This window comes from Acidaminococcus massiliensis (genome assembly GCF_900095825.1).
Taxonomy (GTDB): domain Bacteria; phylum Bacillota; class Negativicutes; order Acidaminococcales; family Acidaminococcaceae; genus Acidaminococcus; species Acidaminococcus massiliensis.
Genome location: NZ_LT608315.1, coordinates 2,129,432 through 2,154,098, shown reverse-complemented (window position 1 = coordinate 2,154,098; position 24,667 = coordinate 2,129,432). Strand labels below are relative to the sequence as shown.

At 53.5% G+C, this 24,667-nt stretch carries 28 protein-coding genes and 3 tRNA genes; 28 read left to right on the top strand and 3 right to left on the bottom strand.

What is annotated here, in order from left to right; all coding sequences use genetic code 11:
• Positions 1-2: 2 nt before the first annotated feature.
• The 11 genes from BQ2657_RS10370 to BQ2657_RS10320 all read left to right on the top strand — a co-directional run bounded on the left by BQ2657_RS10370 (position 3) and on the right by BQ2657_RS10320 (position 6,761).
• Complete coding sequence (locus tag BQ2657_RS10370; RefSeq protein WP_075580540.1) at positions 3-542, top strand: nitroreductase family protein; 540 nt, start codon at positions 3-5, stop codon at positions 540-542.
• Positions 543-618: 76 nt separating this feature from the next.
• Complete coding sequence (locus tag BQ2657_RS10365; RefSeq protein WP_232709073.1) at positions 619-1,284, top strand: GntR family transcriptional regulator; 666 nt, start codon at positions 619-621, stop codon at positions 1,282-1,284.
• A gap of 229 nt (positions 1,285-1,513) precedes the next feature.
• Entirely contained in the window at positions 1,514-2,797 is a 1,284-nt protein-coding gene (locus BQ2657_RS10360) for an L-cysteine desulfidase family protein (RefSeq protein WP_143224877.1), read from the top strand.
• 31 nt (positions 2,798-2,828) lie between these two features.
• Positions 2,829-4,232 (top strand): YfcC family protein, encoded by a 1,404-nt coding sequence (locus BQ2657_RS10355; protein ID WP_075580538.1) that lies wholly within the window; start codon positions 2,829-2,831, stop codon positions 4,230-4,232.
• Positions 4,233-4,249: 17 nt separating this feature from the next.
• Complete coding sequence (locus BQ2657_RS10350) at positions 4,250-5,425, top strand: M20 metallopeptidase family protein (RefSeq protein WP_075580537.1); 1,176 nt, start codon at positions 4,250-4,252, stop codon at positions 5,423-5,425.
• A 129-nt stretch (positions 5,426-5,554) separates the two neighbouring features.
• A complete protein-coding gene (locus BQ2657_RS10345) occupies positions 5,555-5,746 on the top strand; it encodes a ferredoxin (RefSeq protein ID WP_071142542.1) in 192 nt (63 codons plus the stop codon).
• 73 nt (positions 5,747-5,819) lie between these two features.
• Positions 5,820-5,896: transfer RNA gene (locus BQ2657_RS10340), tRNA-Asp, on the top strand.
• Between the two features lie 2 nt (positions 5,897-5,898).
• A tRNA-Gly gene (locus tag BQ2657_RS10335) sits at positions 5,899-5,973 on the top strand.
• A gap of 1 nt (position 5,974) precedes the next feature.
• A tRNA-Trp gene (locus BQ2657_RS10330) sits at positions 5,975-6,048 on the top strand.
• A gap of 171 nt (positions 6,049-6,219) precedes the next feature.
• Positions 6,220-6,471 (top strand): DUF4417 domain-containing protein, encoded by a 252-nt coding sequence (locus BQ2657_RS13750; protein ID WP_390621278.1) that lies wholly within the window; start codon positions 6,220-6,222, stop codon positions 6,469-6,471.
• Positions 6,468-6,761, top strand: a complete 294-nt coding sequence (locus tag BQ2657_RS10320; RefSeq protein WP_075580535.1) for an HIRAN domain-containing protein — start codon at positions 6,468-6,470, stop codon at positions 6,759-6,761. Before BQ2657_RS13750 ends, BQ2657_RS10320 begins: the two co-directional genes overlap by 4 nt.
• A gap of 387 nt (positions 6,762-7,148) precedes the next feature.
• Here the strand turns inward: BQ2657_RS10320 and BQ2657_RS10315 are convergent, their stop codons facing one another.
• Positions 7,149-8,318, bottom strand: coding sequence for an IS110 family RNA-guided transposase (locus BQ2657_RS10315; RefSeq protein WP_075580534.1), 1,170 nt, complete (start codon positions 8,316-8,318; stop codon positions 7,149-7,151).
• 690 nt (positions 8,319-9,008) lie between these two features.
• On the opposite strand from BQ2657_RS10315, the gene BQ2657_RS13010 reads away from it, so the two are divergent.
• From BQ2657_RS13010 to BQ2657_RS10295, 6 genes are all read left to right on the top strand, one after another.
• A complete protein-coding gene (locus tag BQ2657_RS13010) occupies positions 9,009-9,158 on the top strand; it encodes a hypothetical protein (protein WP_154667112.1) in 150 nt (49 codons plus the stop codon).
• The gene (locus tag BQ2657_RS10310) at positions 9,158-10,219 is read left to right on the top strand and encodes an anti-CBASS protein Acb1 family protein (protein ID WP_075580533.1); all 1,062 of its coding nucleotides are present in this window, start codon (positions 9,158-9,160) and stop codon (positions 10,217-10,219) included. The genes BQ2657_RS13010 and BQ2657_RS10310 overlap by 1 nt, the downstream gene beginning before the upstream one ends.
• A complete protein-coding gene (locus BQ2657_RS10305) occupies positions 10,216-10,446 on the top strand; it encodes a glycosyltransferase family protein (RefSeq protein ID WP_075580532.1) in 231 nt (76 codons plus the stop codon). The genes BQ2657_RS10310 and BQ2657_RS10305 overlap by 4 nt, the downstream gene beginning before the upstream one ends.
• Positions 10,439-10,744, top strand: coding sequence for a YjcQ family protein (locus BQ2657_RS10300; RefSeq protein WP_075580531.1), 306 nt, complete (start codon positions 10,439-10,441; stop codon positions 10,742-10,744). Before BQ2657_RS10305 ends, BQ2657_RS10300 begins: the two co-directional genes overlap by 8 nt.
• Before the next feature lie 217 nt (positions 10,745-10,961).
• Positions 10,962-11,231 (top strand): hypothetical protein, encoded by a 270-nt coding sequence (locus tag BQ2657_RS13160; RefSeq protein WP_187119198.1) that lies wholly within the window; start codon positions 10,962-10,964, stop codon positions 11,229-11,231.
• A 51-nt stretch (positions 11,232-11,282) separates the two neighbouring features.
• The gene (locus BQ2657_RS10295; RefSeq protein WP_075580530.1) at positions 11,283-11,462 is read left to right on the top strand and encodes a hypothetical protein; all 180 of its coding nucleotides are present in this window, start codon (positions 11,283-11,285) and stop codon (positions 11,460-11,462) included.
• A gap of 374 nt (positions 11,463-11,836) precedes the next feature.
• On the opposite strand, the gene BQ2657_RS10285 is transcribed toward BQ2657_RS10295, so the two are convergent.
• Complete coding sequence (locus BQ2657_RS10285; RefSeq protein WP_075580528.1) at positions 11,837-12,580, bottom strand: SWIM zinc finger family protein; 744 nt, start codon at positions 12,578-12,580, stop codon at positions 11,837-11,839.
• 3 nt (positions 12,581-12,583) lie between these two features.
• Entirely contained in the window at positions 12,584-15,196 is a 2,613-nt protein-coding gene (locus BQ2657_RS10280; protein WP_075580527.1) for a DEAD/DEAH box helicase, read from the bottom strand.
• Between the two features lie 109 nt (positions 15,197-15,305).
• Here BQ2657_RS10280 and BQ2657_RS13005 point away from each other — a divergent pair, with 109 nt between their 5' ends.
• The 11 genes from BQ2657_RS13005 (at position 15,306) to BQ2657_RS10230 (ending at position 24,596) form a co-directional block, all read left to right on the top strand.
• Entirely contained in the window at positions 15,306-15,479 is a 174-nt protein-coding gene (locus tag BQ2657_RS13005) for a hypothetical protein (protein WP_154667111.1), read from the top strand.
• Positions 15,480-15,513: 34 nt separating this feature from the next.
• A complete protein-coding gene (locus BQ2657_RS10275; RefSeq protein ID WP_075580526.1) occupies positions 15,514-15,786 on the top strand; it encodes a DUF1294 domain-containing protein in 273 nt (90 codons plus the stop codon).
• Between the two features lie 83 nt (positions 15,787-15,869).
• The gene (locus BQ2657_RS10270) at positions 15,870-16,304 is read left to right on the top strand and encodes a CtsR family transcriptional regulator (protein ID WP_075580525.1); all 435 of its coding nucleotides are present in this window, start codon (positions 15,870-15,872) and stop codon (positions 16,302-16,304) included.
• The gene (gene radA / locus BQ2657_RS10265) at positions 16,305-17,678 is read left to right on the top strand and encodes a DNA repair protein RadA (RefSeq protein WP_075580524.1); all 1,374 of its coding nucleotides are present in this window, start codon (positions 16,305-16,307) and stop codon (positions 17,676-17,678) included. It begins immediately after the preceding gene.
• 189 nt (positions 17,679-17,867) lie between these two features.
• Positions 17,868-20,495 carry an alanine--tRNA ligase gene (gene alaS / locus BQ2657_RS10260; protein ID WP_075580523.1) on the top strand — a complete coding sequence of 876 codons (2,628 nt, stop codon included), beginning with the start codon at positions 17,868-17,870 and terminating at the stop codon, positions 20,493-20,495.
• A gap of 37 nt (positions 20,496-20,532) precedes the next feature.
• On the top strand, positions 20,533-21,063 hold the full coding sequence (locus tag BQ2657_RS10255; RefSeq protein ID WP_075580522.1) for a TetR-like C-terminal domain-containing protein: 531 nt from the start codon (positions 20,533-20,535) through the stop codon (positions 21,061-21,063).
• A 274-nt stretch (positions 21,064-21,337) separates the two neighbouring features.
• Positions 21,338-21,598 carry an IreB family regulatory phosphoprotein gene (locus tag BQ2657_RS10250; RefSeq protein ID WP_075580521.1) on the top strand — a complete coding sequence of 87 codons (261 nt, stop codon included), beginning with the start codon at positions 21,338-21,340 and terminating at the stop codon, positions 21,596-21,598.
• Entirely contained in the window at positions 21,598-22,017 is a 420-nt protein-coding gene (gene ruvX / locus BQ2657_RS10245) for a Holliday junction resolvase RuvX (RefSeq protein WP_075580520.1), read from the top strand. Before BQ2657_RS10250 ends, ruvX begins: the two co-directional genes overlap by 1 nt.
• A 2-nt stretch (positions 22,018-22,019) precedes the next feature.
• On the top strand, positions 22,020-22,334 hold the full coding sequence (locus BQ2657_RS10240; RefSeq protein WP_075580519.1) for a DUF1292 domain-containing protein: 315 nt from the start codon (positions 22,020-22,022) through the stop codon (positions 22,332-22,334).
• A gap of 16 nt (positions 22,335-22,350) precedes the next feature.
• Positions 22,351-23,379 carry an endolytic transglycosylase MltG gene (mltG, locus tag BQ2657_RS10235; RefSeq protein ID WP_075580518.1) on the top strand — a complete coding sequence of 343 codons (1,029 nt, stop codon included), beginning with the start codon at positions 22,351-22,353 and terminating at the stop codon, positions 23,377-23,379.
• Positions 23,376-24,596, top strand: coding sequence for a peptidase U32 family protein (locus tag BQ2657_RS10230; RefSeq protein ID WP_075580517.1), 1,221 nt, complete (start codon positions 23,376-23,378; stop codon positions 24,594-24,596). Before mltG ends, BQ2657_RS10230 begins: the two co-directional genes overlap by 4 nt.
• Positions 24,597-24,667 lie beyond the last annotated feature (71 nt).

Below are 24,667 nucleotides of genomic sequence, written 5' to 3'. Positions count from 1 at the left end.
GGATGGCATTCTTTGACCTATTGGCAAAACGGCGGAGTGTCCGCCATTATACGGAGGAACCGGTGAGCCGGGCGGATCTGGAGAAAATCACCGCAGCCGGACTGATGACTCCCAGCAGCAAGGATCTCCACAGTACGGAACTCCTGGTAGTGGAAGATCCGCAAACCATCCATGCGTTGGCCCGCTGTAAACCCCATTTCGCCGGGATGCTTGAAGAGGCTCGGGCGGCTGTGGTGGTCATGGGGCAGCTGGCTTCCCATGCCTGGGTGGAAGACGCTTCTCTGGCTCTTTTCGCCATGATGCTCCAGGCAGAAGAACTGGGGCTGGGCAGCTGTTGGGTCCAGGTGCGTCATATGGTTTCGGAAACCCTTGGCAAAGACGGTCAGCCGCTGACCTCCCATCAATATCTCCAGCAGCTCCTGGACCTTCCGGAAGGGGTGGAAGTAGAAGCCATCTTGGCCCTAGGCCATCCGGCCCGGGAACTGCGGCCCCGGACCCTGGAAGAAGCCCGGCCGGAACGGATCCACTGGGGAAAATACTGAGCATAAGGCCAGCCGGAAGCAGCGGAGCTTTTCCGGCTGGGTCCTTTTTTATCTCTTTCTAAAAAAAGAGAGTATAATGAAAAGAGATGCAGGGAAGGAAGAGGGTGGCAGGATGAAGAAAAAATACCTTAAGGATATAGTATATGATGCCATCATGGAAGACATCTATGCAGGAGTCCATAAGCCCGGGGACATCCTGAACGAGGGGACCCTGGTGGCGAAATACCGGTGCAGCAAATCTCCGGTGCGGGAAGCCCTGATCGCCCTGTGTGAGAACCATGTGCTCCGGAACATCCCCCGATATGGCTACGAAGTGACCCGGCTGACCATGGATGATATCCGGGAAATGCTGGAATTCCGCTATTGTTTGGAAGGCGGGGCCCTCTTGAACCGGGGAAATCGGATCACCGATCATCAGATCGACGAACTGGAAAAGCTGAACCAGGAATGTCTGCGGGATGATGTGACGCCCCGGGAACACTGGATGGCCAATCTGGCATTCCATGTGGCTCTGATCCATGCCTGCGGCAACGACTACATCGATCAGCAGGTAAAGAACTGTATGGGACGGCTGACCCGTGCCTATGCCCAGTTCCGGTGGGGAGTGGACAAACAGGAACTCCACATGTCCTGCGACTGTCGGCATCACAAAGCCATCTTGGGAGCCCTGCGGGAAAAGAACAGTGCCAAAGCGGTAAAAATGCTGAAACAGGATCTGGGAGATTTTACCTTGTTGAAGTGAAAAGGGGCTGCTGCATGTGTGTGAAGCCTGATGTGACCCCAAAAAAAGTTAGACCTTAGTAACGAGATGGCTTTTATCGTCTCGTTACTTTTTTAATTGCTAGCAATACACTATGTATTCAGAAAATTCTTGCACACTAATCATATTAGTGATATATTATAAACAAGGACAATAATCCGAAATCTCTTGGAGAAAAGGGGTAAGCAAGATGGCACTGTCTGCTGCAATCATGGATAACTATTCGCAAATCCTACAGGAGGAACTGATCCCCGCAATGGGCTGTACAGAACCCATTGCCATCGCCTATGCCGCTGCCAAGGCAAAAAGCTACCTGCCGGAAGAGGTGGTCCGTTACGAGGTGGACTGCTCCGGGAACATGATCAAGAACGTGAAAGGCGTAACCGTCCCCAATTCCAACGGCCAGAAAGGGATTCCAGCGGCTGCGGCACTGGGCATCTGCGGCGGGGATCCGTCGAAGGTCCTGGAAGTCATTGCCGGTGTCACCGACGCCCAGCGGGAAGCCTGCCGGGAACTGGTGGCTCGGAATGTATGTGATGTGGAATTGGTGGAAGGGGTTCCGGGGCTGTACATCGATGTAAAGCTCTGGGGAGAGAAACACAGTTCAGAAGTGATTCTTTCCGGGAACCATACCAATGTGTACAAAATCGTCCAGGACGGCAACGTCCTCTATGACCAGAGCCTGGAAGCCAAGGAAGGGAAGCATAAAGGGGCTGATCGGAACCTCATGTCCCTGGAAGGGATCCTGGAATATGCTTCCACGGTGGATCTGGAAAAAGTGCGGGATGTACTGGAAACAGAAATCAAAGACAATGCGGCCATCAGCCAGGAAGGGCTGGATCATCCTTGGGGGACGCAAGTGGGCCGGACCATCCGGGAGACCATCGGGGATAGCGTCATGGCCCGAGCCGAGGCAGCCGCTGCCGCTGGGAGCGATGCCCGGATGAGCGGATGCCCCAAACCGGTGGTCATCAATGCCGGGAGCGGCAACCAGGGGATCACCGTCACCATGCCCATCTTGGTCTATGCCAAAGAATGGGGTCTCTCCCACGATGAGACACTCCGGGCACTGATCGTCGGGGATCTGATCTCTGTCTACATCAAGCATTATATCGGGCCTCTTTCCGCTTTCTGCGGTTCTGTCAATGCCGCCTGCGGGGCAGGGGCAGCCATCACCTGGATGGCCACCCGGGATTACCAGCATGTGGCAGATACCATCACCAACACCCTGTGCAATGTGGGCGGGATGGTCTGCGATGGTGCCAAACCCAGCTGTGCCGCCAAAATCGCCGCTGCCGTCCATGCAGCTCTCATGGGCCATTATATGAGCATGCACGGCCAGGTGTTCAAGGAAGGCGAAGGACTGGTGGGCAAAAATATCGAAGAGACCATCAAAAATATCGGGTATCTGGGAAAGGTAGGGATGAAACAGACGGATATCGAAATCTTGAAGACCATGATCGGTAAAGTCGATGTAGATGCTGCACTGCAGTAACCTGTCCAATACGTAACAGGAGATGAAAAAAATGGAGAAAAAAGAAAAAAAGAAAGTGGGCACGATCAATGCCTTTGTCATTGTCTTCGCTGTCATCATAGGCTGCTGGCTGCTGTCCTTCCTGATCGCCCCTGGCGCCTTTGAACGGACGGGCATGAACGGACGGACCGTAGTGGTCCCCAATTCTTTCCACAGTGTCCCCAAGATCTATCTGGGACCCCAGGCTATCTTCCAGGCCATCCCCAACGGGCTGGTTTCCAGTGCCAGCATGATGTTCCTGGTCATGCTGGTAGCAGGGTGCATCGAGGTCTACAAACAGACAGGTACCCTGGATAAGGCCGTAGCCGGCGTCCTGGCCAAATCAGACACCATGGGCTCTGAAAAAATCCTCTGCGCCATCATGTTCGTCTTTGGCTGCCTGGGCGGCTTTTTGGGGTGGAACGAACAGATCGTTCCCTTTATCCCCATCATCATTTCCCTCTGCCTGGCTTTGGGCTATGACCTGATGACCGGTGTGGCCTGTTCCGCCATGGTGGATATGATCAGCTTTTCCTTCTCTCCCACCAGTGTGTACACCGTGGGCATTTCCGATGAAATCGCCCAGCTGCCTATGTTCTCCGGTTTCCTTTTCCGTCTGGTGCTGCTGATCATCGCCAATATCATCATGGCCGTCTATGTACTGCGGTATGCAAGAGGCGTGAAATCCGGCAAGATCACGTCCTTGACGGCGGATCTGGACGACAGCAAATTCCGCATCGATTACAGTGAAACCTTGAAAGACCCCCTGAACAAGCGGCAGAGCATCTCTCTGGTAGTGTTCCTGGTCACCTTCGTAGCTTCCATCGTGGGGGTTTCCACCATGGGCTGGTCCATGAATGACCTGTCCGCCTGCTTCCTTTTCACGGCCATCGCTGCCGGGCTGATCAACCGGATCCCCGCCAGCAAACTGGTCAATGTGATCATCGCCGGGGCAAAAGACGGCCTGGCACCGGCACTTGTCATCGGCCTGGCAAGAGGGATACAATGGATACTGACCGCTTCTGCCATCATCGACCCGATCATCAACAGCATCTCCAAACCTCTGATGGCTATGCCTAAATACCTGACTCCGATCGCCGTCATGATCGTCATCGCCCTGTTCAACGGACTGATCACTTCCGGTTCCGCCAAAGCCATGGCCCTCATGCCCATCCTGATCCCTCTGGCAGATTTGGTGGGGATGACCCGGCAGACCATGATCCTGGCCTTCCAATTCGGGGATGGGCTGACCAACTCCGCCTGGTTCACCAGCGGCACCCTGCTGATCTTCCTGACCATTGCTGGGATTCCGCTGAAGAAATGGTGGAAGTTCGTGACGCCATTGCTGCTGATCTTGACTGTGGTATGTGTGATTGCACTGCTGGTCGCTACAAAAATCAATTATGGTCCATTTTGATCTGGAGGCGTTGAACAATGGATGTAAAAGAACAAGTCAATGGAATCCAAGAAGAACTGGTTGCCCTGCGGAGACATTTCCACGAGCATCCAGAAAGATCTTGGAAGGAATTTGAAACCCAGAAATACATCATGGAGTATCTGGGGAAATTGGGGATCCCCTGCGTGAAAGCCTGCAAGTCCGGTGTGATTGCCACCGTCAAGGGGCCGCATTCTTCGGACAAGATCATCGGCATCCGGGCAGATATCGATGCTCTGCCCATCACAGAATTGGGGACGGAAGCCTATAAATCCCAGAATGAAGGCACCATGCATGCCTGTGGCCATGATACCCACATCACCATCCTGCTGGGGACGGCCAAGATCTTGGCTGGGATGAAAGACCAGCTGAAAGTCACTGTCCGGCTGTTGTTCCAGCCGGCAGAAGAATTCATCGAGGACAGCGGGGCTTACTATATGAAGGAAGAACCCCTGGTGAAGGAATGTGACCGGCTCATCGCCCTGCATATTTGGAGCAAGATCCCAGCAGGCTGTGCTTCCCTGCGCTATGGTCCCGTGATGAGTGCGGCGGATACCTTCGATATCTATGTGGAAGGGAAAGGGGGCCATGGGGCCCTGCCTCATCAGACCATCGATCCCATTGTGGCTGGTTCAGAATTCGTCACCGCCCTCCAGACCGTGGTCAGCCGGGAAGTCAATCCCCTGGAACCGGCCGTGCTCAGCGTCACCAGCTTCCAGAGCGGCACCACTTCCAATGTGATCCCGGGCGAAGCCCATCTGTCCGGCACTGCCCGTACCTTCAATAAGGAACTGCGGGAAGCCTACCCCCATATCTTGGAACGGGTAGCTCAAGGTGTCGGGACCGCAACCCGGGCTGCCATCCGCACTGAATACCACTTCGGACCGCCTCCTATGATCAACGATGATGCCTGTGTGGATACGGGACGCCGGGCCTGTGCAAAGGTCTTCGACAAAGACAAGATCATCGACTGGGAACTGCAGATGGGTGGGGAAGACTTCGCCAAGTATTACAATCCCAAATGCCTGCTGCTCCTGGGCGGCGGCTTTGCAGATGAAGCCAAACGGTATCCGCAGCACAGCCCTTATTTCGACATCGACGAAAAAGCCCTGGGCCTGGGTGTCCAGTATTTCGTCCAGTATGTCTTAGAATGGGAAAAAGAAGTGGCTGAATGAATTTTTTCGCAGAACGTTGTCATACCAACTGTCTGCATTTCCCCTTTGCCCTATACTGGAGCCAGAAAGAGCAAGGGAGACGGTCAACGGGACCGGCTCCTGGCTCCAGTAAAAAGGGGAGTGGGAAATATGAAATTCAAAGTCAATGAAACTTGCATCGGTTGTGGTTTGTGTGAAGGGACTTGCCCGGCAGTGTTCCATATGACGGATGCCGGCCAGGCAGAAGCCATTCCGGATGCTGTGCCTGCAGAGGAAGAAGCCAATGCAGTGGCTGCCATGGAAGGCTGCCCAGTAGGTGCCATTGAAAAGGTGGAAGATTAAAAATTCCCTTGACAATCTGGCAGATGTATCGTATACTAAACAAGTCGACAGCGCTGGAAGGCGTTGAGGCAACGGCCCAGTAGTTCAGTTGGTTAGAATGCCGCCCTGTCACGGCGGAGATCGTCGGTTCGAGTCCGTCCTGGGTCGCCAATGCGGAAGTAGCTCAGTGGTAGAGCATCACCTTGCCAAGGTGGGGGTCGCGAGTTCGAATCTCGTTTTCCGCTCCATAGGAGTATAGTTCAATGGTAGAGCAACGGTCTCCAAAACCGTCGATCTGGGTTCGAATCCTAGTACTCCTGCCAGAGACTTTAAAGGACTTTCCGAAAGGAAAGTCCTTTTTTCGCAATGGAGCTTTGTTTCTCAGGATTTCGACCTGTTGTCATGTATCACTAAATATCGTGTAATGCACGAACGGATTCCCTATATTTTCCCTATTCGGAAAATATAGGGATATTTTTTATAAAAAATAGGGAATCATACCCCGCAGAACAAGGCAGGGTGCGGTTTTCCAGCAGGATATGCAGGGAAAGGCAATCCCAACACTGTCCTGGGCGGAAGATGCCAGCTTTCAATTCTGCTTTGATGGGATTGAACCCGGCGGAACGGTTTCTGTTTCCACCATCGGAGTGAAACGAGATAAGGAATCCATTGCCTCTTATCTGTCCCCCATTTTACCCATCAAATCTTCTATAATGGAAACAAGAAAAGGAAGGTGGGAAATATGAAAAAGATTTTCATTACGATCACAGGCTGCAATCATTATATGGGTTACGGAGTATTTCGGCGGAAAATGGAGCTGGTGCTGAAAAAGGAGCCGGACAATGAGTATGATCGTGAAGCCATCCGAGCAGAACTGCCGGGTATCGGGAAAGTGGGCTACGTGGCCAACAGCACCCACACCGTGCTGGGAGATACCTGCAGTGCAGGACGGATCTATGACAAGATCGGCAAAAAAGCCCATGCCAAAGTGGTGCTGATCACCGACCGGGGAGTGGTGGCGCGGGTGAAGGGGTGAAAAGCGGGGAAGCCGCTTTTCAGTCTAACGCTCATTGTCTCTCGTCTCGCGTCAAAGGAGACCCATCTGCCAGGAGGCAGATGGGTCTGAACTTGTAAAACCGCAGGCCGGGACGGGCGGGCCTGCGGCACTCCCCTACCACGTTAGGGGCGGATGGTGACTGTTCAATCGGGTGGACGGAATCTGCGGTTGTCCGTGCAAGAGGTCCGGCCAGCGGCCGGCCCGCCAAGGACAACAACCGGAGGACACCGTTGTTCTCGGCCGTAGGGCAGCGACGGCGTAGACCAACTATATAAAGTCAAGCCAATTTTAAAATAAATTTCAGTTGCTATGGATCTTGGCAAAAGGGCGCACTTACCCAAGCCCCCTTTTGTGGGCTTAAAAAAATCAGGCTAAATAAGGGCAGCCACTAATACCAAGCCGGTAAATCAATCGGATCAGTTTCTTGGCTACATGGGACAAAGCGATTTTGTAAGGCTTGTGTTCTGACAGTTTCTTTTCAAGGTATTCTTTGAATTTCGGTACGTTCTGTGCAACCAGGCGGGCGGCAAGGTACAGTGTCTTTCGCAGATAGGGGGATCCTCTTTTTTCCATCTTGTTATGCTTCGAATGGTAGTCTCCAGAGTCATGTTTGGAAGGTGACATCCCTGCGTAAGCAAGGAGCTTGTCGACATCCGGAAAACGCTTGAAATCACCAACTTCGCCCAGAATGCTGGCACAAAGGGTATAACCGATCCCTGGTATGTCAATAATCGAAGATTCTTCCTGGTCCACCATTTCCTTAAGCTTCTCATCGATTTCAACGATATGCTGCTTCAACACTTCAATATCCGTAATGGTATGGACGAGTTCCATAGAAGCCGAAAGCGAGACTTTACCGATAGAACGGCATGCTGCCTGGTGGATTTCCAAAGCCTTGCTTTTGTCAAATCTCCCCTGTGAGGCATCACTTAACAGGCGCGTCAGCCGCTTCATGCTGCAATGAGCAATCTGTTCATGGCCAGGATAGGCTTTTAGAAGCGCATAGATTGAAGCAAGATGGATGGAAGATGTCAGCCCTTCCAGCTCTGGGAATAAAATCGTAACCAGACGGGAAACTGATATCTTTAGCTTGGAACACTTCTGCATGGTTTGAGATCTGTAACGAGAGAGTGATTTCATTTCCTCGTTATGGTACAATGAAGAAGAGTAGGTTTGGGATCCTTTCCCTGACACAATCATCTGTGCAATAGCGCAGGCATCGACTTTATCAGTCTTGGTTTTACGCAGGCTGAATCCTTGCTTGTATCTATTCGTGAGAAGCGGATTGAAAGTGAGCAGTGGAAGGTCATGTTCTGAGATGAAATGGGCGAGATTCGAGGAATAGTGACCGGTTGCTTCCAATCCTACTCTTATTTTATCTTTTGGAATGCCCAGTTCAGAAATCTTGGAAAGGAGCATGTCAAAGCCTTCCCGTGAATTGGGAAATGTAAAAGATTCAACTGTTTTCAATGCATCCGAGTCAATGATACAGCAGTCATGTTTCCGCTTTGCAACGTCAATTCCGATACAAAGCATAAAAATCAACCTCCTTTTTTTGAATTGGCAGCTGTGCATCAAAGCCACAGAGACTTCATCATAATGTATCCTCGCTAGATATGAACCGTCGAGCGGTATCCAACTCATTAACAAATTGAATGAAGTCTGTGGTCGGACTCTACGAAAACCGTCAAGCGGTAGGGGTTCGCAACCGATCCACAGCTCCATTCTAATCGTACCGTAATTCACTATAAAAGAGAATATCTGGTACAACTCTATTATACGAGGGGCTTGCCGCAGGCAAGCCCGTCCCGGCCTCCCGGCAGGGCCTATATGTTTCAAGGCAAATGCGACATCATTTGGCCTCCTTTGTATAAAATGAAAGAGAGGAATCCTGCATGAAACTGAAAACCACTGATATCCTTATGACAATCTGTGTACTGGGATCCACTCACAAGATTGACACATTGAGTTATATCATCTGGGGTTTGTATGTTATCTATATGATATGCAGATTTTTGGATTGGAAAAAGAAAAAATGAAGAAAAGAAAAAATATCCCCTGGCTGGACAATGCCATTGCTTACGCGGCAACAGGAGAAATCCGGCCCTGTCCACGGTGTGGCAGCAGGGATATAGAAATAACTGTTTTGGATAAAGGCAGAAGATCCATTACCCTGGTTTGCAGGAAATGTGGCAGCTGGAGACATTTTGATGGAGGAAAATAGAAATGATGATTCAACCGTCAAAAGAAGAATATGAAATATGCGAGAAATTAAAAAAATGTACAGATGAAAAGGAACGAAAAATCCTGGAAGAAAAATGGGCTGAGTGTGTACGGAGGAATCCTATACCTGAATTAGATACACAGCAGAGGTAATGAGTGCAGGGAACTGTTGCCCTGAGAAATTCATTAGCTCTACAAATGGGAAAAACCTGGATTTAAAAATCCGTGTGCTTGCTGCGGTCATCGACGGGGAAAACGACAGCTTCGAGACTCACCAGTACACCTTCGGGGGGATTGCCGATACCTATGACCGGTTCATGATGGACGTAGCCGGAGCCGCAGAGACCCCGGTCACCAAACTGTTTGGCCGCAGCCCTGCCGGTATGAATGCCACAGGGGAAAGCGACATGCAGAACTACTATGACACCATAGAAGAGAAGCAGGAATCCATCCTCCGACCCATCTATGACAAGCTGCTGCCCATTATGGCCATGTCTGCCATTGGGGCTGTCCCGGACGGCCTGGACTTTGAGTTTAACGCAGTCCGGCGGCCAGACGAAGATGAAATGAGCGACCTGGCATCTAAGAACACCAACTCTGTGACCATAACCTTCCAGGCTGGCCTGATCTCTCAGCGCACAGCTCTCAAAGAGCTGCGCAGCCAGAGCGAGATCACCGGGATGTGGACCAACATCACCGATGAGGACATCGAAAAGGCTGACGATACCATACAGGACCCCAACAAGGGGATGGGCGACATGGATGGATTCTTTGGAAATGCCCGCAGCAGCCTCGGAAACCAGGGTGAGAGCGGGGAAAATGGCAAGCAGGACCCGTCGCCTAGGCCGGACGAATCTGCACAACCTAAAGGGCCCCAGAGAACTATGGATTCCTGGGAGGAGGGGAAACATCCCAGGGGAGGCAACCCTAACAACACGGGCCAGTTCTCTAAAGCAAGCGGTAGCAAGAACAGCTTGAAAAATCCCAGAAACAATGGTAAGGTGAAGACGTCAAGGAAGATTGATCGTCAGCATCGAGAGGTTAAACTTCCAAAAGAGGAATATGCTAAAGTGGTCAGTGAGCTGAATACCAACCTTACTGAAGAAGAAAGAGCAAAGCCGGTACTTCAAAGAGCAATCGGGAACTATTTATACACATTTCGGAATTGCGGGTTTAATCAATACCAGTTTATAGGGAGAAGAAAACTGAAATGAATGGATATAAACTGCCGAAGCCTACGGCTATCGAACAAAAAATGATAGAGGCGCTTGAAAGTATATCCAAAGATGAAAAATTTCTGTTTGGAATCCGGGCGACTCTTGAAACAGATGAGCTGCGCCAGGAAATGAGTGAAGCTATTAAAGATGGCGACGTCCAGACAGAAGAAGATGCCATCTATTATGCTCTTCAGCTAGATAAAGAAGGCGTTCCTCATGGATAACATCCGAATCATTTACCGTATCCTATCCGTGTTGAATTCCAGCATGGATACAGAAACCTTCGATGAGCGCAGCCTTTCGCCGGAAACCCTGGGAATCACCCGGGTCAGGTTTCTAGCCTTGATGAGGATGCTGATCCAGGGAGGGCTGGCGGAAGGAATCTCCGTGGACGTGGATACAGATGGACACTTCCTGGTCAGCAAAGGACGTCCAAAGATTACTCTGAAAGGCCTGGATCGACTGTACCCTGATGATTATGAAAAAACAAAGCTCAACCCCTTATATACACCTGGATTTTAACAAAACCGCCTTCGTGAAAACGTCGGCGGTTTTTTCATGCCTGAAAGTGAGCAACCATGAAAAAGAACCGTCATCTCTGGGAGCCCAAACGCCGTATTGAGGCAGCGTTCCGGCGCCGGCTGCTGGCCATTGTCTGGATCATCGTAAAGATGTAAAAATTGGATTTCATCCGAAAGGAACTCAATGGCAATCCATCATAGTCCATGAATATGGTCATGTGATAGACGAATTTTTAACCAAGAATAACGCAGCAAGTTCTACTGTTAAAAATTTCAGCGATTATATAGTTTTGGATGTGTGTAAGATGAGGGGGAAAACTGAAAATGAAATTACACGTCTTCTAAGCAAATATGCATACCAAGACCATGCAGAATTTTTTGCTGAAGCAATAGCGGAAGCCTTAACATCACCGCATCCTAGAAAAACTGCTTCCCAAGTTCTTGAGGAAACAGAACGATTCATGAATGACGCGAATATTAAATTTTAGTTGACTTCTTCGGGGGATAGGAGATAATTAAACTTAAAGGGGGTAGATGCCATGGAAAAAGATTATTCAAAATGGGGATATCGGGAATTCTGGGATTATCTCGACAAGAATGCTCCAGCGTGCAGCAACAGGCTAAAAAAAGATACTCCTTTAGAAATCCAAAAAGCATTTGCAAACTATTTAAAGTGGAAAAAGGAAATGCGGGAAAAAAGAGGAATCATTGTCGACTGATTGAAAGTAGCCGTCCCTAGCGGGGCGGCATTTTTATACCCGAAAACAGGAGGAAACAGGATGAAAACAAAAGATGCACTGGCAATCGGAATCAAGCTGGGCAGGATGCAGCGGACCCTGGACGCCTGGGAAGAAAGCAAGCACCCAAGAGCGAACAATGGGCAGTTTTCACATTCAGCAGGAGGCGGGCGGCTCTGGCAACATTTTGCCAGGGGCAAAAGTTTTGAACCGCCCCTACGGGGATTATCATCGGTTGTTCGGTGTTGCATCGGCCGTAGGGCAGCGACGGCGTAGGGGCTTGCCGCAGGCAAGCCCTTCCCGGCCGCCCGGCAGAGCAAGGCAAGAAGTCAGGGCCGGTCTGATTTCTTGCCGTTTTATACCCCAAACAGCTTCCCGATCTCCTCCTCCGGCAGGGTTCGGTCTGTGGGGGCGTCCTGGGCATGGGACAGCATTTCTTCCACCCGGCTTTCCAGTTTCTGGCCGATCAGCTTTTCCACCGAGATACCTCTCAGCTGGAAAAACAGGAAGGGATTTTCGTCGATACGCACCCCCACGCCGTAGAGTACGGCGGCCGCATGTTTGCACAGAATGGCGTCGTCAGGGCAGCTGCAGCGGATATGGAGTTCCCAGCGCCGGGGGAATAAGCCCCCTTCCTGGGTGAACACCTCCGCTACCGTGGGAGGCAGATCTCCGTTAAGCAGCGCTTCCATGTTGGGAAGGAATCCCACACAGGCTTCCTCGATTTTCTTCCGGTTCTGGTCCGAAAGAGGGCCCAGGGTGATCTGGACCTTATAGGGTCTCACCCGGGATCCCTGGACCAGGGCATGGATTTCTCCCGGTGCCAGCTGGAGATCCAGTACGGTATCCGCCTTCAGGTACCGGCGTCCCCGGGCCAGCCGGTTGCTGATATCTGAATAGGATTCGATGGCCCTGCACCAGGCTTTGCCCCACCAGTGGCGGCAAAGCTGGGTCCCGGTTACATGGACCGGCTGATACTGTCGGCTTTTTTCACCGGCCTTCCGCAGGGTCTGTTCTGCCTGCTTCTGCAGGGCTTCGATGGTAGGCTGGGGATACTTTGCATAGGAAAAACCCCAGGAATATTTTCGTTTGGCACTCATGGACTACCGCCTCTTTTCCGGCAGGTCCAACTTCATCAGATCCAGCAGCTCCCGGTCGGAAAGCTCGGTGATCCATGTGGTACTGCCTCCAATGACCTGTTCTGCCAGGTCTTTTTTACTGTTGATCATGGCGTCGATCCGTTCCTCGATGGTACCGGAACAGATGAATTTGTGGACGATCACATTCCGGGTCTGCCCGATCCGGTAGGCCCGGTCGGTGGCCTGGTTTTCCACGGCCGGATTCCACCAGCGATCGAAGTGGATCACATGGCTGGCGCTGGTCAGGTTCAGTCCGGTGCCGGCTGCCTTCAGGGACAGGACCATATAGGGCATATAGTCTTCCCCGTTAAAGGCGTCCACCATGGCCTGCCGCTTCTTCACCGGTACGCCCCCGTGGATCACAAAGCCGGGCCGGCCGAATACTTCTGTCAGGAAGGCAGACAGGGCATCGGTGATTTCCCGGTACTGGGTGAATACCAGTACCCGCTCCCGTTTTTCGTAGATGTTCCGGCACAGTTCCCCCAGACGGCGGAATTTCCCGCTTTCGGTTTCCTGGTAGTTCCCTGTGCCCAGGAACTGGTCCGGATGGTTGCAGATCTGCTTCAGTTTGTTGAGCATGGCCAGCACCAGACCTTTCCGTCTGATCCCGCTGATTTCCGTGTCTTCCTGGAGCAAGGTGCGGAAATGGCTGACTTCGCTGCGGTACAGGGCCACCTGGCGGGGAGACAGGGAAATGTACTCGTTCTTTTCGATCTTTTCCGGCAGATCGGAGATAATGGACTTGTCCGTTTTGAGGCGGCGCAGGATAAAAGGAGAAAGAGCCGCCCGCAGGGGTTCGTAGTTCCCGCTGTTTTTCAGGCCTGCGGCGTAGGCAGCGAACTCTTTCCGGCTTCCCAAGAGTCCCGGGTCCAGAAAGTCGAAAAGAGACCACAGATTGGACAGGTCGTTTTCCACCGGCGTCCCGGTCATGGCCAGACGGTGGCGGGCTTTCAGCTCTTTGATCTGACGGGCCTGCCGGGTGCCCGGGTTCTTGATGGCCTGGGCTTCGTCCAGGATCACTCCGTCCCAGGGGATTTTCTGGAGGCCGGCCAGACGGGGGACCAGGGCATAGGTGGTCAGGGTCAGGAAGGTCTGAGAATCAGCCAGCACTTCTTCCAGCTTTTTGGCCGTCCGTCCGTGGAGCACGGTATAGGAAAGGGAAGGAGTGAAACGGTCCAGTTCCCGGGACCAGTTGTCCAGCAGAGAAGCCGGGACTACCAGCAGGAACCGTCCTTCCGGAAGCTTCTGCTGCTGACGGGCCAGATAGGTCAGGACTTCCAGGGTCTTTCCCAGCCCCATGTCATCGGCCAGACACATGCCGAATCCATAATCGGACAGGGTGCACAGCCAGGAGAATCCTGTTTTCTGGTAGGGACGGAGGGTGGCCTGGACAGCTTCCGGAACCTCCAGAGGAGCTGCCTTTTCCGGGTGGCGCAGCCGGTCCAGGAGCCTGGTCAGCCACTGGCCGTGGGTGAAAGTCACCCCGTCCTGAACGGACAGTTCTTCCCGGAGGGCCACCGCCACGGTGACGGTGCCGGAAAATCCCTTCAGTTGCTGGAGCAGTTCCTTCAGATGCTGGTGGTCCACTTCGACCCATTTGCCCTTGATCAGGGCCAGGCCTTCGGTACCGGACAGCAGCCGGGCAATGTCTTCCGGGGTGAGGGTTACCCCGTCCACAGTCAGGGAAGGTTGGAGGGTCAGCAGGGTCTCGGCGCCCAGCAGGGGTTTTTCCTGGTCTCCGATTTTCACAGACAGGGAGACCTGGCGTTTTCCCTGGCGCCACCAGTTGGGGATCCGGCAGCGGATGCCCAGGCTTTCTACCTGGGGGATGGTCTTCAGGAATTCATAGGCTTCCGAAGGTGTCAGTCCAAAGGGGTGGAAGATCTCTCCCGAGGAGATGAACCGGCCGTGGAAGGGAGAAATCTGGGCCACCTTGTCCAGGGAGGAAAGCAGCTGCATGAGCTTGTCCCGGTCATCCTTGTATTCCTGGAGGGCATAGGAAAGAGGCATGTGACGGGCCTCTTTCTTTGCATCATAGGTTGCATAGGTGGCCAGGAAGGCGAAAGGATAGGTTTCGCTCCTTTTGTTTTCCACCAGGTGGAAGTAGATCCGGTCAGCCGGGCGGAGGGCACCGCTCCGGGTCTTCAGATAATCTTCCACAGTGCCGGAAAATTTCCCCAGATCCTGGGCAAAGGCCTGATTCAGCTGGTCCCAGGCGTGATGGAGCCAGCCTGAGTCGATCCAGGTGCTGCCGGGGGCAAAGGGAACCCCGTCCAGCAGCCTGTCCTCCTGTTCCGGGGAAAGAGGGATTCGGGTTTCTGACAGGGATATCTGGAGGAACGGATCATGGCTCAGGGCTTCCACAAAAGCGGCGGCTAGACGATGAAGGAACTGGAAGGAAGGACTGGCATCCTGAGAAAGGGAAGAGAAGCCCAGCTGATACAGGGTCAGCCAGGGATGTTCCTGGAAGTTTTTCCGAAGCCGGGCTTGTTCAGCAGATAGACCTTTTTCCGGGGAATCCGGCTGGAAACCGCCGGGGGTAAAGAAAAAATCCAGGGGTTGTGTGCGGGCTTTCATAGACAGATCTCCTTTATACTGCAGGTAATTTCATTGTAGGGAAAAGGGGGAAAAGAGTCAATATTTCCTTTATATGCTACAATAGAAAGAAACAAGGAGGACGGCCACGATGAAATGTCCACGAAAGACCATGGCCCTGGCGGCCCTGTGCCTGCTGCTGGTCCTTCTGGCAGGATGCAGGGTGGACCAGAGGCAGCGGGACGGAAAGACCGGGGCATCGCCGGTGAGGATCATGGCCCAGAGGGCCGGTCTGACTTCTTTCTTATGGCTTCCGAAACGATGAACAATCCACGCTAAACCATGGAGGAGTATATGTCATGCCTTTCCCATTTACCCCGCTTACAACGGGGCTTCTTCTGATCAACGCCATTACTTTTGCCGTGTACGGCTATGACAAATTCTGTGCCAAAAAGGGGGCCTGGCGGGTGCCGGAAATCCGGCTGCTGGGTCTGGCGGCCCTGGGGGGCAGTGCAGGGGCCCTTTTGGCCATGTTTCTGTTCAGGCACAAGACGAAACATCTGAAATTCACCATCGGGGTGCCGGTGATCCTGGGGCTGCAGATTTTTGTGGGAGCGCGGGTGATGGGGTGAAACAATTCCCTCTTGCCAAACGTCAAAATGTCAAATATAATAGAGCATGGGAGAACCTGTCTTTCCCATAGGAGGTAATCATCATGCGCAATATAGCAGATGCCATAGAGCAATTCATCATCAGCGAGCTGTTCGCCAACGAACAGGACCGGGTGGACGTAAAGCGGAGCCAGCTGGCGGAAAAGCTGTCCTGTGCGCCCAGCCAGATCACTTATACCCTGACCACTCGCTTTACCCCAGAACGGGGCTATGAGGTGGAGTCCAAACGGGGAAACGGGGGCTTCATCCGGATCATCCGCCTGCCTCGGCAGACAGCCGTCCAATCCCAGCTGCCAGCGGGCAAAGGAGACCTGTCTTCCAATCAGCTGGTCCAGGCTCTGGCCGCCCACAAACTGATCACTGGCCGGGAAGCCCGGCTGCTGGATTATTTCCTCCATGTGCTGGGAGACCATGTCAGCGAGGAAAACAAGGAACAGATCGTGCGGAATGCGTATCGGCTGCTCCAGGAGGAAGAATAAGTGGCCAAAACACAGACCCATTACGTATGTCAGAACTGTGGGTATTCTACACCCAAATGGCTGGGTAAATGCCCGGAATGCGGGAAGTGGGATACTCTGGTGGAAGAAACTGCAGTTCCGGCTCCCAGCCGGCAGCGGCCTTCCTATCTGGCGGTGACGGAATCTCCTACCCCTAAGACCTTGAAGCAGGTGGAGAAGGTGAAGGTACGGAGGATGACTACCGGGATCCACGAATTCGACCGGGTGCTGGGGGGCGGCATCGTCCCCGGTTCCCTGATCCTTTTGGGCGGGGCTCCGGGCATCGGCAAATCCACCATCACCCTGGATGTTTCCATGAAGGCGGCAGCTAGTGGAGAACGGGTGCTCTACGTATCGGGGGAAGAAAGTGAAGCCCAGACGGCCATGCGGGCAGAGCGGCTGGGACAGGCAACGGATGCCCTGCAGATCATGACGGCTACAGAACTGGGGACCATCCTGGTCCAGGCCAAACAGGTGAAACCCCGCCTCCTGGTCATCGATTCCATCCAGACCATGTACAACCAGGAGCTGGAAAGCGCGGCGGGCAGCGTGGGCCAGGTGCGGGAATGTACCGCCAAGCTGCTGACTTTTGCCAAAGAGACGGGGATCGCGGTGATCATCATCGGCCATGTGACCAAAGAGGGGAACATCGCCGGGCCTCGGCTGCTGGAACATATGGTGGACGTGGTGCTCCAGTTCGAAGGAGACCGCTCCTACACCTATCGAGTGCTCCGGGCGCTGAAGAATCGATTCGGCTCCACCAGTGAATGCGGGATCTTTTCTATGGAAGAAGAAGGGCTCCGGGAAGTGTCCAATCCTTCCGGCCTGTTCTTGGAAGCCAAAGAAGAGGCGGTTTCCGGCTCGGTGATCACGGCGGCCATGGAAGGGAACCGGCCGATCCTCACAGAAATCCAGGCCCTGGTTTCCCATACTCCCTTTGGCTTGCCCCGGAGGACCGTGGTGGGAGTGGATTTCAACCGGGTGAATATGCTGCTGGCGGTGCTGGAAAAGCGCTGCGGCATGAATTTTGGAGACCAGGATGCCTATGTGTGCGCAGTAGGCGGTATGAAAATCAAGGAACCGGCGGCGGACCTGGCCATCCTGGGGGCCTTGGTTTCCAGTTATCGGAACCGTCCGGTGCCCATGGGGGTGCTGGCCATCGGGGAAGTGGGCCTTACGGGTGAACTGCGCCGGGTAGGACTGACGGACCGGAGGATCAAAGAAGCTGCCCAGCTGGGATTCAAACGGTTCATCGTCCCCAAAGGCAGCTTCCCATTCGGAAAAGAACCAGAAGGATTGACCATCATCCAAGCAAGGACCGTGGAAGAGGCTATTGCAGGGATGTATAGGGAGTAGGGGCTGCTGCCCGGGCAGCAGCCACAGGTCGCGGCCCGTGACCGGGGTGTGAATTTATTCACACCCCTTATTTATTTGACAGCCCTCTTTACTTTTTATATAATTTATGGGATACGAAAGAGAATTTAATTTTCTGGCTGATGGGATGCAGTTTTCCTTTTTGCTGGAGCGAATTTGGGAGAGTTGGTAATGAAATATTTAAGTGGTAATGAGATTCGGCAGAAATATCTTGATTTCTTTAAGGAACGAGGCCACCTGGTGCTGCCCAGTGCGTCCCTCATTCCCCACGATGACCCTACGCTTCTCTTGATCGGCGCAGGCATGGCTCCTTTCAAGCCGTATTTTACCGGCAAGGTGAAACCGCCTGCGACACGGATCACCACCTGCCAGAAATGCGTCCGGACCGGAGATATTGAAAATGTGGGCCGCACTGCCCGGCACCATACGTATTTCGAAATGTTGGGGAACTTCTCCTTCGGGGATTATTTTAAGAAAGAAGTGATTCCCTGGGCCTGGGAATTCCTGACGGAAGTCCTGGAACTCCCCAAAGACAAACTGTGGATCACGGTCTATCCCAAAGATCAGGAAGCCTATGACCTGTGGCATGATGTATGCGGAGTCCCGGCGGAACGGATCGTGAAGCTGGACGACAACTGGTGGGAAATTGCCAGCGGCGGCCCTTGCGGACCGGATTCCGAAATCCACATCGATCTGGGCGAAGAACGGGGCTGCGGCAGTCCTGACTGCGGACCTGGCTGTGACTGCGGCCGTTTCCTGGAACTGTGGAACCTGGTGTTCACCCAGTACAACAAAGAAGCGGACGGCAGCTACACCCCGCTCCAGCACAAGAACATCGATACCGGCCTAGGGCTGGAACGGGTGGCTTCTGTGCTCCAGAACAAACCCAGCAACTTCGAGACGGACCTGATCTTCCCCATCATCGAATATGCCTGCAAGATTTCTGGCAAGACTTACAATGCGGATCCCAAGGATGATATTTCCCTGAAGGTCATTGCCGACCATGCCCGTTCCGTCACCTTCATGATCGGGGACGGGATCCTGCCTTCCAATGAGGGACGGGGTTATATCCTCCGCCGGGTGCTGCGCCGGGCCATCCGCCACGGCCGTCTGCTGGGCATCCGGAAGGAATTCCTGGTAGGAGCCGCGGATCTGGTCATCGACATGTATGGGGACCATTACACGGACCTGCGGGAAAAGAAAAGCTACATTGAAAAAGTCATCGCCATGGAAGAAAATTCCTTCCTCCAGACCCTGGAACAGGGGACGGATCTGCTGAACCAGAAAATCGATGCCATGCGGAAAGCTGGCAGCACGGTCCTTGACGGGGAAGATGCCTTCCAGCTCTATGATACCTTCGGCTTCCCTTGGGAACTGACGGAAGAAATCCTGGAAGAACAGGGCTTCACCATGGATAAGGAAGGCTTTGAAAAGGCCATGGAAGCCCAGCGGGAAAGAGCCCGGGCTGCTCGGAACGACAAAGAGGGCAAACCGGTGCTCTACGAAACCCGTCACCTGAAATTGGGGAACTTGACCGTAGATGAAGCCAGCAAGAGTGGCAAAGTAGCTGCCATCTTCCCGGCTCACGATACCCAGGCCATCCAAAACGCCAAGAGCGGGGATGAACTGGCGGTGATCCTAACCAATACGGCCTTCCATGCTGAAGGGGGCGGCCAGCTGGGAGATACGGGACGGCTGGTGTCTGACAAGGGCATCTTTAATGTAACGGATACGAAAAAGCTGCCTGACGGCTTCACCATCCAGCTGGGGACCTTGGAACAAGGTACCCTGAGCGTAGGGGATGAAGTGGAATTCGAAGTGAACCTGAAACGGCGGGCAGACATTGCCCGGAACCATACGGCCACTCATTTGCTCCATGCAGCTCTGAAACAGGTGCTGGGCAGCCATGTGAACCAGGCCGGCAGCTATGTGGGACCGGACCGTCTCCGGTTCGACTTCTCCCATTTCTCTCCTCTGACGGAAGAAGAACTGGCCCAGGTAGAAGATATCGTCAATGAAAAGATCCTGGATGCGGTGGATGTGGAAATTTCCCAGCAGGAACTGGAAAAAGCCAAAGAAATGGGCGCTATGGCTCTCTTTGGAGAAAAATACGGCAAAATCGTCCGGGTGGTGAATGTGCCCGGTTACAGCATGGAATTGTGCGGTGGGGTCCATGTGTCCAATACCAGCCATATCGGGCTCTTCAAGATCCTTTCCGAATCCAGCGTAGGCGCAGGGGTGCGGCGGATCGAAGCAGTGACCGGCCGGGGTTCCCTGGCTTACACCCGGGAACTGGAAAGCCTGATCGGAGAAGTGGCGGCTGCGGTGAAGGGCCGTCCCAACAACCTGGTGAGCCGGATCAATGGACTCCAGGAAGACCTGCGGGCAGAAAAGCACCGGGCCGATGAAATGGAAAAGAAACTGGTGGCTGCTCAGGCTGCCAGCGTCACGGCGGATGCCAAAGAAGTAAAAGGTGTCCCTGTGCTGGTCCAGGAAGTAAAAGTCCAGGATGTAGATGCCCTGCGGAAAATGGGTGATACCCTTCGGGATAAGACCGGCGGGGTGGTGGTCCTGGCAGCTCCCATGAGCGCCGACAAGGTGAACATCCTGGTCATGGCTGCTAAAGAGGCAGTGCAGAAGGGCATCCATGCTGGCAAAATCGCCAAAGGTGTGGCCCAGGCCATGGGCGGCAACGGCGGCGGACGGCCGGATATGGCCCAAGCTGGCGGCAAGGATGCCAGCAAACTCCAGGCCGGGCTGGATAAAGCTTGGGAACTGGTGGAAGGCCAGCTGCAGTAAAACAGAAAATACGATTGCTTGACAAGAAGGTGTGGAAATGGATCCAAAGGAAAAACTGGGAAAAGCCCTGTACCATCTGCTGGAGAAGAAACACCTCCGCGACATCACGGTGGACGAGATTGTCCGGGATGCGGGGCTGAAAAACGAAGATTTTGAGCGCTGCTGCAAGAACAAGAAGGAACTGGCCCACTGGGTGTATCTGCATATCCTGGCCCGGCATGGGCGGGAAATCTTGAAGAGCCGGTGCTGGTCGGAAGCCTTGTACAAAAAGTTCAAATTGTACGAAGCCAACTTGAAATTCCTGCAGAATCTGTATGCCAGCTGCGATGTGGAAGACATCCGAAAGACCAACCGGCGGTTCGTCCGGGATGCCTATCACCTAATGCTAAAAAAAGCCGGTGCGGATCTGAAGAACCCCCATATCCAGTTCGCCACAGAAATGGTGATCTACGGGGGAGAAGAAATGACCATGCGCTGGATCCAGGAAGGGATGAAAGTCCCCATCGAGGTGATGCTGGTCCTGTTCCAGGAATCCATTCCACTGATCATCAGTCAGTATTTTTATTGAGTGGATTGGCCGAACGTGAAAACCGCACGTTCAGCCAATCAGTCTCAAGTCTCTAGCCGATGGATAAATTTGCAGGCAATTTTTTTTGAATGTGGGGAACCAGATTGTCTGAAATCCAGATATGCGTTTCTCTATACAGTACGGATGTGGTTCTGTATAATCAAAAGAACCCGGCATTAAGGGACGGGTCCTCTCCATCGGCCCGAGACTCGAGACCCGAGACTGGGGCTGTTGCACGCAACAGCCCCTTCTTGACAAAAAAGGAGGGAGAGACATGTCTCGTACTACACAGGAAACCACTATGTTCAAACCGGTTCCGGAAACCAAGAGTGTGGCGGAAACCATCCGGGAGGTGGCAGAAGCCCTGAAAGAAAAGGGATACAATCCCATCGATCAGCTGGCTGGGTATCTCCTGAGCGGGGATCCGGCCTATGTGACCAGTTACAAAGATGCCCGGCTGAAGATCCGGCGTTTCGAGAGATATGAGCTGATCGAAGCCCTGCTCCAGGCTTATCTGGAAGAATCGGGCCGCTGATGAGGATCATGGGCTTGGATCTGGGCACCCGGACCATCGGGGTGGCCGTCAGCGACGAAACCGGCTTCTTGGCCCGGGGGGTGGAGACTATCCGCCGGAAAGGCCTGGAAAATGACCTGCAGCGCCTGGGAGAACTGGTGGCAGCAGAAGGAGTGGGGCAGTTTGTACTGGGCTACCCCAAGAACATGAACGGGTCCATTGGCGACAGAGCCAGGGCCAGCGAAGAATTCAAAAAAATCCTGGAGGAACGCTTCCCGTCCATCCCGGTTGTCCTGTGGGATGAACGGCTCTCTACGGTAGCAGCGGAAAAAGTCCTGATCGAGGCGGATCTCCAGAGGAAAAAACGGAAGAAGATCATCGACATGATGGCCGCTGTGGTCATCCTGCAAAATTATCTGGACAGCCCGAGGAGGAACTGACAATGGAGAAGAAAGACGAAAAGCTGCTGGCGACGGAAGACCAGGAAGCGGTGGTGGTGATCACCGACGAAAAGGGGAATGAGACCTATTACCTGGAAGAAATGGTGATCCCCATGGACAAGAAGAATTTTGCCCTCTTGACCCAGATACCGGAAGACGATGATACGGATCCGGATGATGGGGAAGACAATGTGATCATCGCCCGGGTGGATTTCGATGAGAACGGGGAACCGGTGTATCTGGACCCCACCGATGAAGAATTCGAAGCAGTCCGCAAAGCCTATGAAGAAATCATGGACGAAATGGACGCCCAATAAGAGAGACTGAAGCATCATGCGGAAAAAATTCTTACCCATCGGGATCGCACTGCTGCTGGCGGCGCTGTTCGGTGCCTACTGGTACCTGGATTATTTCAATACCAACACCAGCCTGGCTACTGGGCAGAAGATAAAATTCACCGTAACCCAGGGCATGACCACCTCGGATATCGCCACTATGCTCCATGACAAGAAACTGATCCAGACCCCGGAATCCTTTCGGCTGGCAGCCCGGGTCAAAGGTCTGGAGAACCACCTCCAGGCCGGGACCTATGAAATCACAGCCGGCATGAGCGATGGGGAAATCATCAATATCCTATCCAAGGGCAAGGTCCATTCCAACCGTTTTGCTGTGCCGGAAGGCGCTACCATCAATGAAGTGGCTCTGAAACTGGAACGGGAACACCTGGCCACAGCCCAGGCCTTCAAGGATGCCTGCCGGAATTACACCCCTTATACCTATATGGAGACCAGCAATCCGGATGTGGTCTACAAAGCGGAAGGGTTCATCTGCCCGGCCACCTACAATGTACCGGAAAATGCTACAGCCAAGGACATTGTGGCCATGATGGTCCAGGAGTTCAACAAGAAACTGACGCCGGATCTGCGGAGCGATTTGAACAAAAGCTATCTGCCCCTGCGGGATATCGTGACATTGGCTTCCATGGTGGAACGGGAAGCCACCCATAAGGAGGAGATGCCTCTTATTGCCGGCGTTTTTGAAAAACGGCTCCAGATGGGGATGCCCATCCAGTCCGATACCACCATCCAGTATATCTTGGGGGCCCAGAAAAAAGAAGTCACTTATGACGATCTGAAGCTGGAATCTCCCTACAATACCTATCTGAACAAGGGGCTGCCCCCAGGACCAGTGGGGAACCCCAGTATGGATGCCCTGCGGGCGGTGATCCATCCGGTAATGACCGATTATCTGTATTTCGTGGCTGACAAGGAAGGCTATCACCATTTCACCAAAACCTACGAAGAACATGTAGCCATGATACAGAAACTGAACCCTGGAGAAATCATAGGAGAAGCACAGTGAACAAACCAGAACTGCTGGCTCCCGCCGGGAGCCTGGAAAAGGGCCGGATGGCCCTGCTGTACGGAGCCGATGCCGTTTATCTGGGAGGAAAGGCTTTCGGGCTCCGGGCTTTTGCCGCCAATTTTTCCCTGGAGGAGATCCGGGAACTGGCGGCTTTTGCCCATGCACGGGGAAAGAAGGTCTATGTGACCGTGAACATCTACCCCCACAACAGCGATCTTACCGCGCTGCCGGAATACCTCCGGAATCTGGAAGAAGCCGGGGTAGATGCCCTGCTGGTTTCTGATCTGGGCGTCTGGATGACGGCTCGAAAGACGGTACCCAAACTGGGACTCCATGTGAGCACCCAGGCCAATGTGACCAACTGGGCTGCGGCAAAGGCCTGGGAAGAGCTGGGAGCAGAACGGGTGGTGCTGGCCCGGGAACTGTCTATCCAGGAAATCCGGGAGATCCGGGAAAAAATCTCCGCAGACTTGGAAGTCTTCGTCCATGGGGCCATGTGTATCTCCTATTCCGGCCGCTGCCTCCTGAGCAATTATTTCACCGGCCGGGACAGCAATCGGGGCGCCTGTGCCCAGGTCTGCCGCTGGGAGTTCGGCCTGACGGAAAAGAACCGGCCTGGAGAGGTGTTCCCGATAGCGGAAGATGAGCGGGGCACCTATATCATGAATTCCAAAGACCTGTGCCTGATGGAGTACCTGCCCCAACTGATGGAGGCAGGGGTCAGCAGCCTGAAGATCGAGGGACGGATGAAAAGCGTCCATTATGTGGCTACGGTGGTCAGCGCCTACCGGAAGGCCATCGATCTGTGTTGGCAGGATCCGGCCCATTTCACCGTGCCGGAGAGTCTCCGGGAAGAACTGGAGAAAGTGTCCCACCGGCCCTATACTACGGGATTCGCTGTCCGCAGGACCGGCCCGGAAGACCAGGTCTATACCACCAGTTCCTATGAACAGAGCGCGGATTTCGTGGCCTTGGTCAAGGGCTTTGACCCTGGCACCGGCCGGGCAGCCTTGGAACAGCGGAACCATGTGAAGGAAGGCCAGCAGCTGGAAGTGCTGACTCCCGGCGGGGAAATCTTCTCCTGGACCTTGGAAGAGATGCAGGATGGAGAAGGGAATCCCATCCAGGCCGCTCCCCATGCCCAGATGATCTTTACTGCCAAAGGAGATTCCCGGATGGAACCTTTCTCTTTGGTACGCCGGCTGAAAGGATGAACCGAAACTATTTGTAACAAACTGTATAGAAACCCTTGCTTTTTTCAGGGGTTTAAGAGTAAAATAGATTA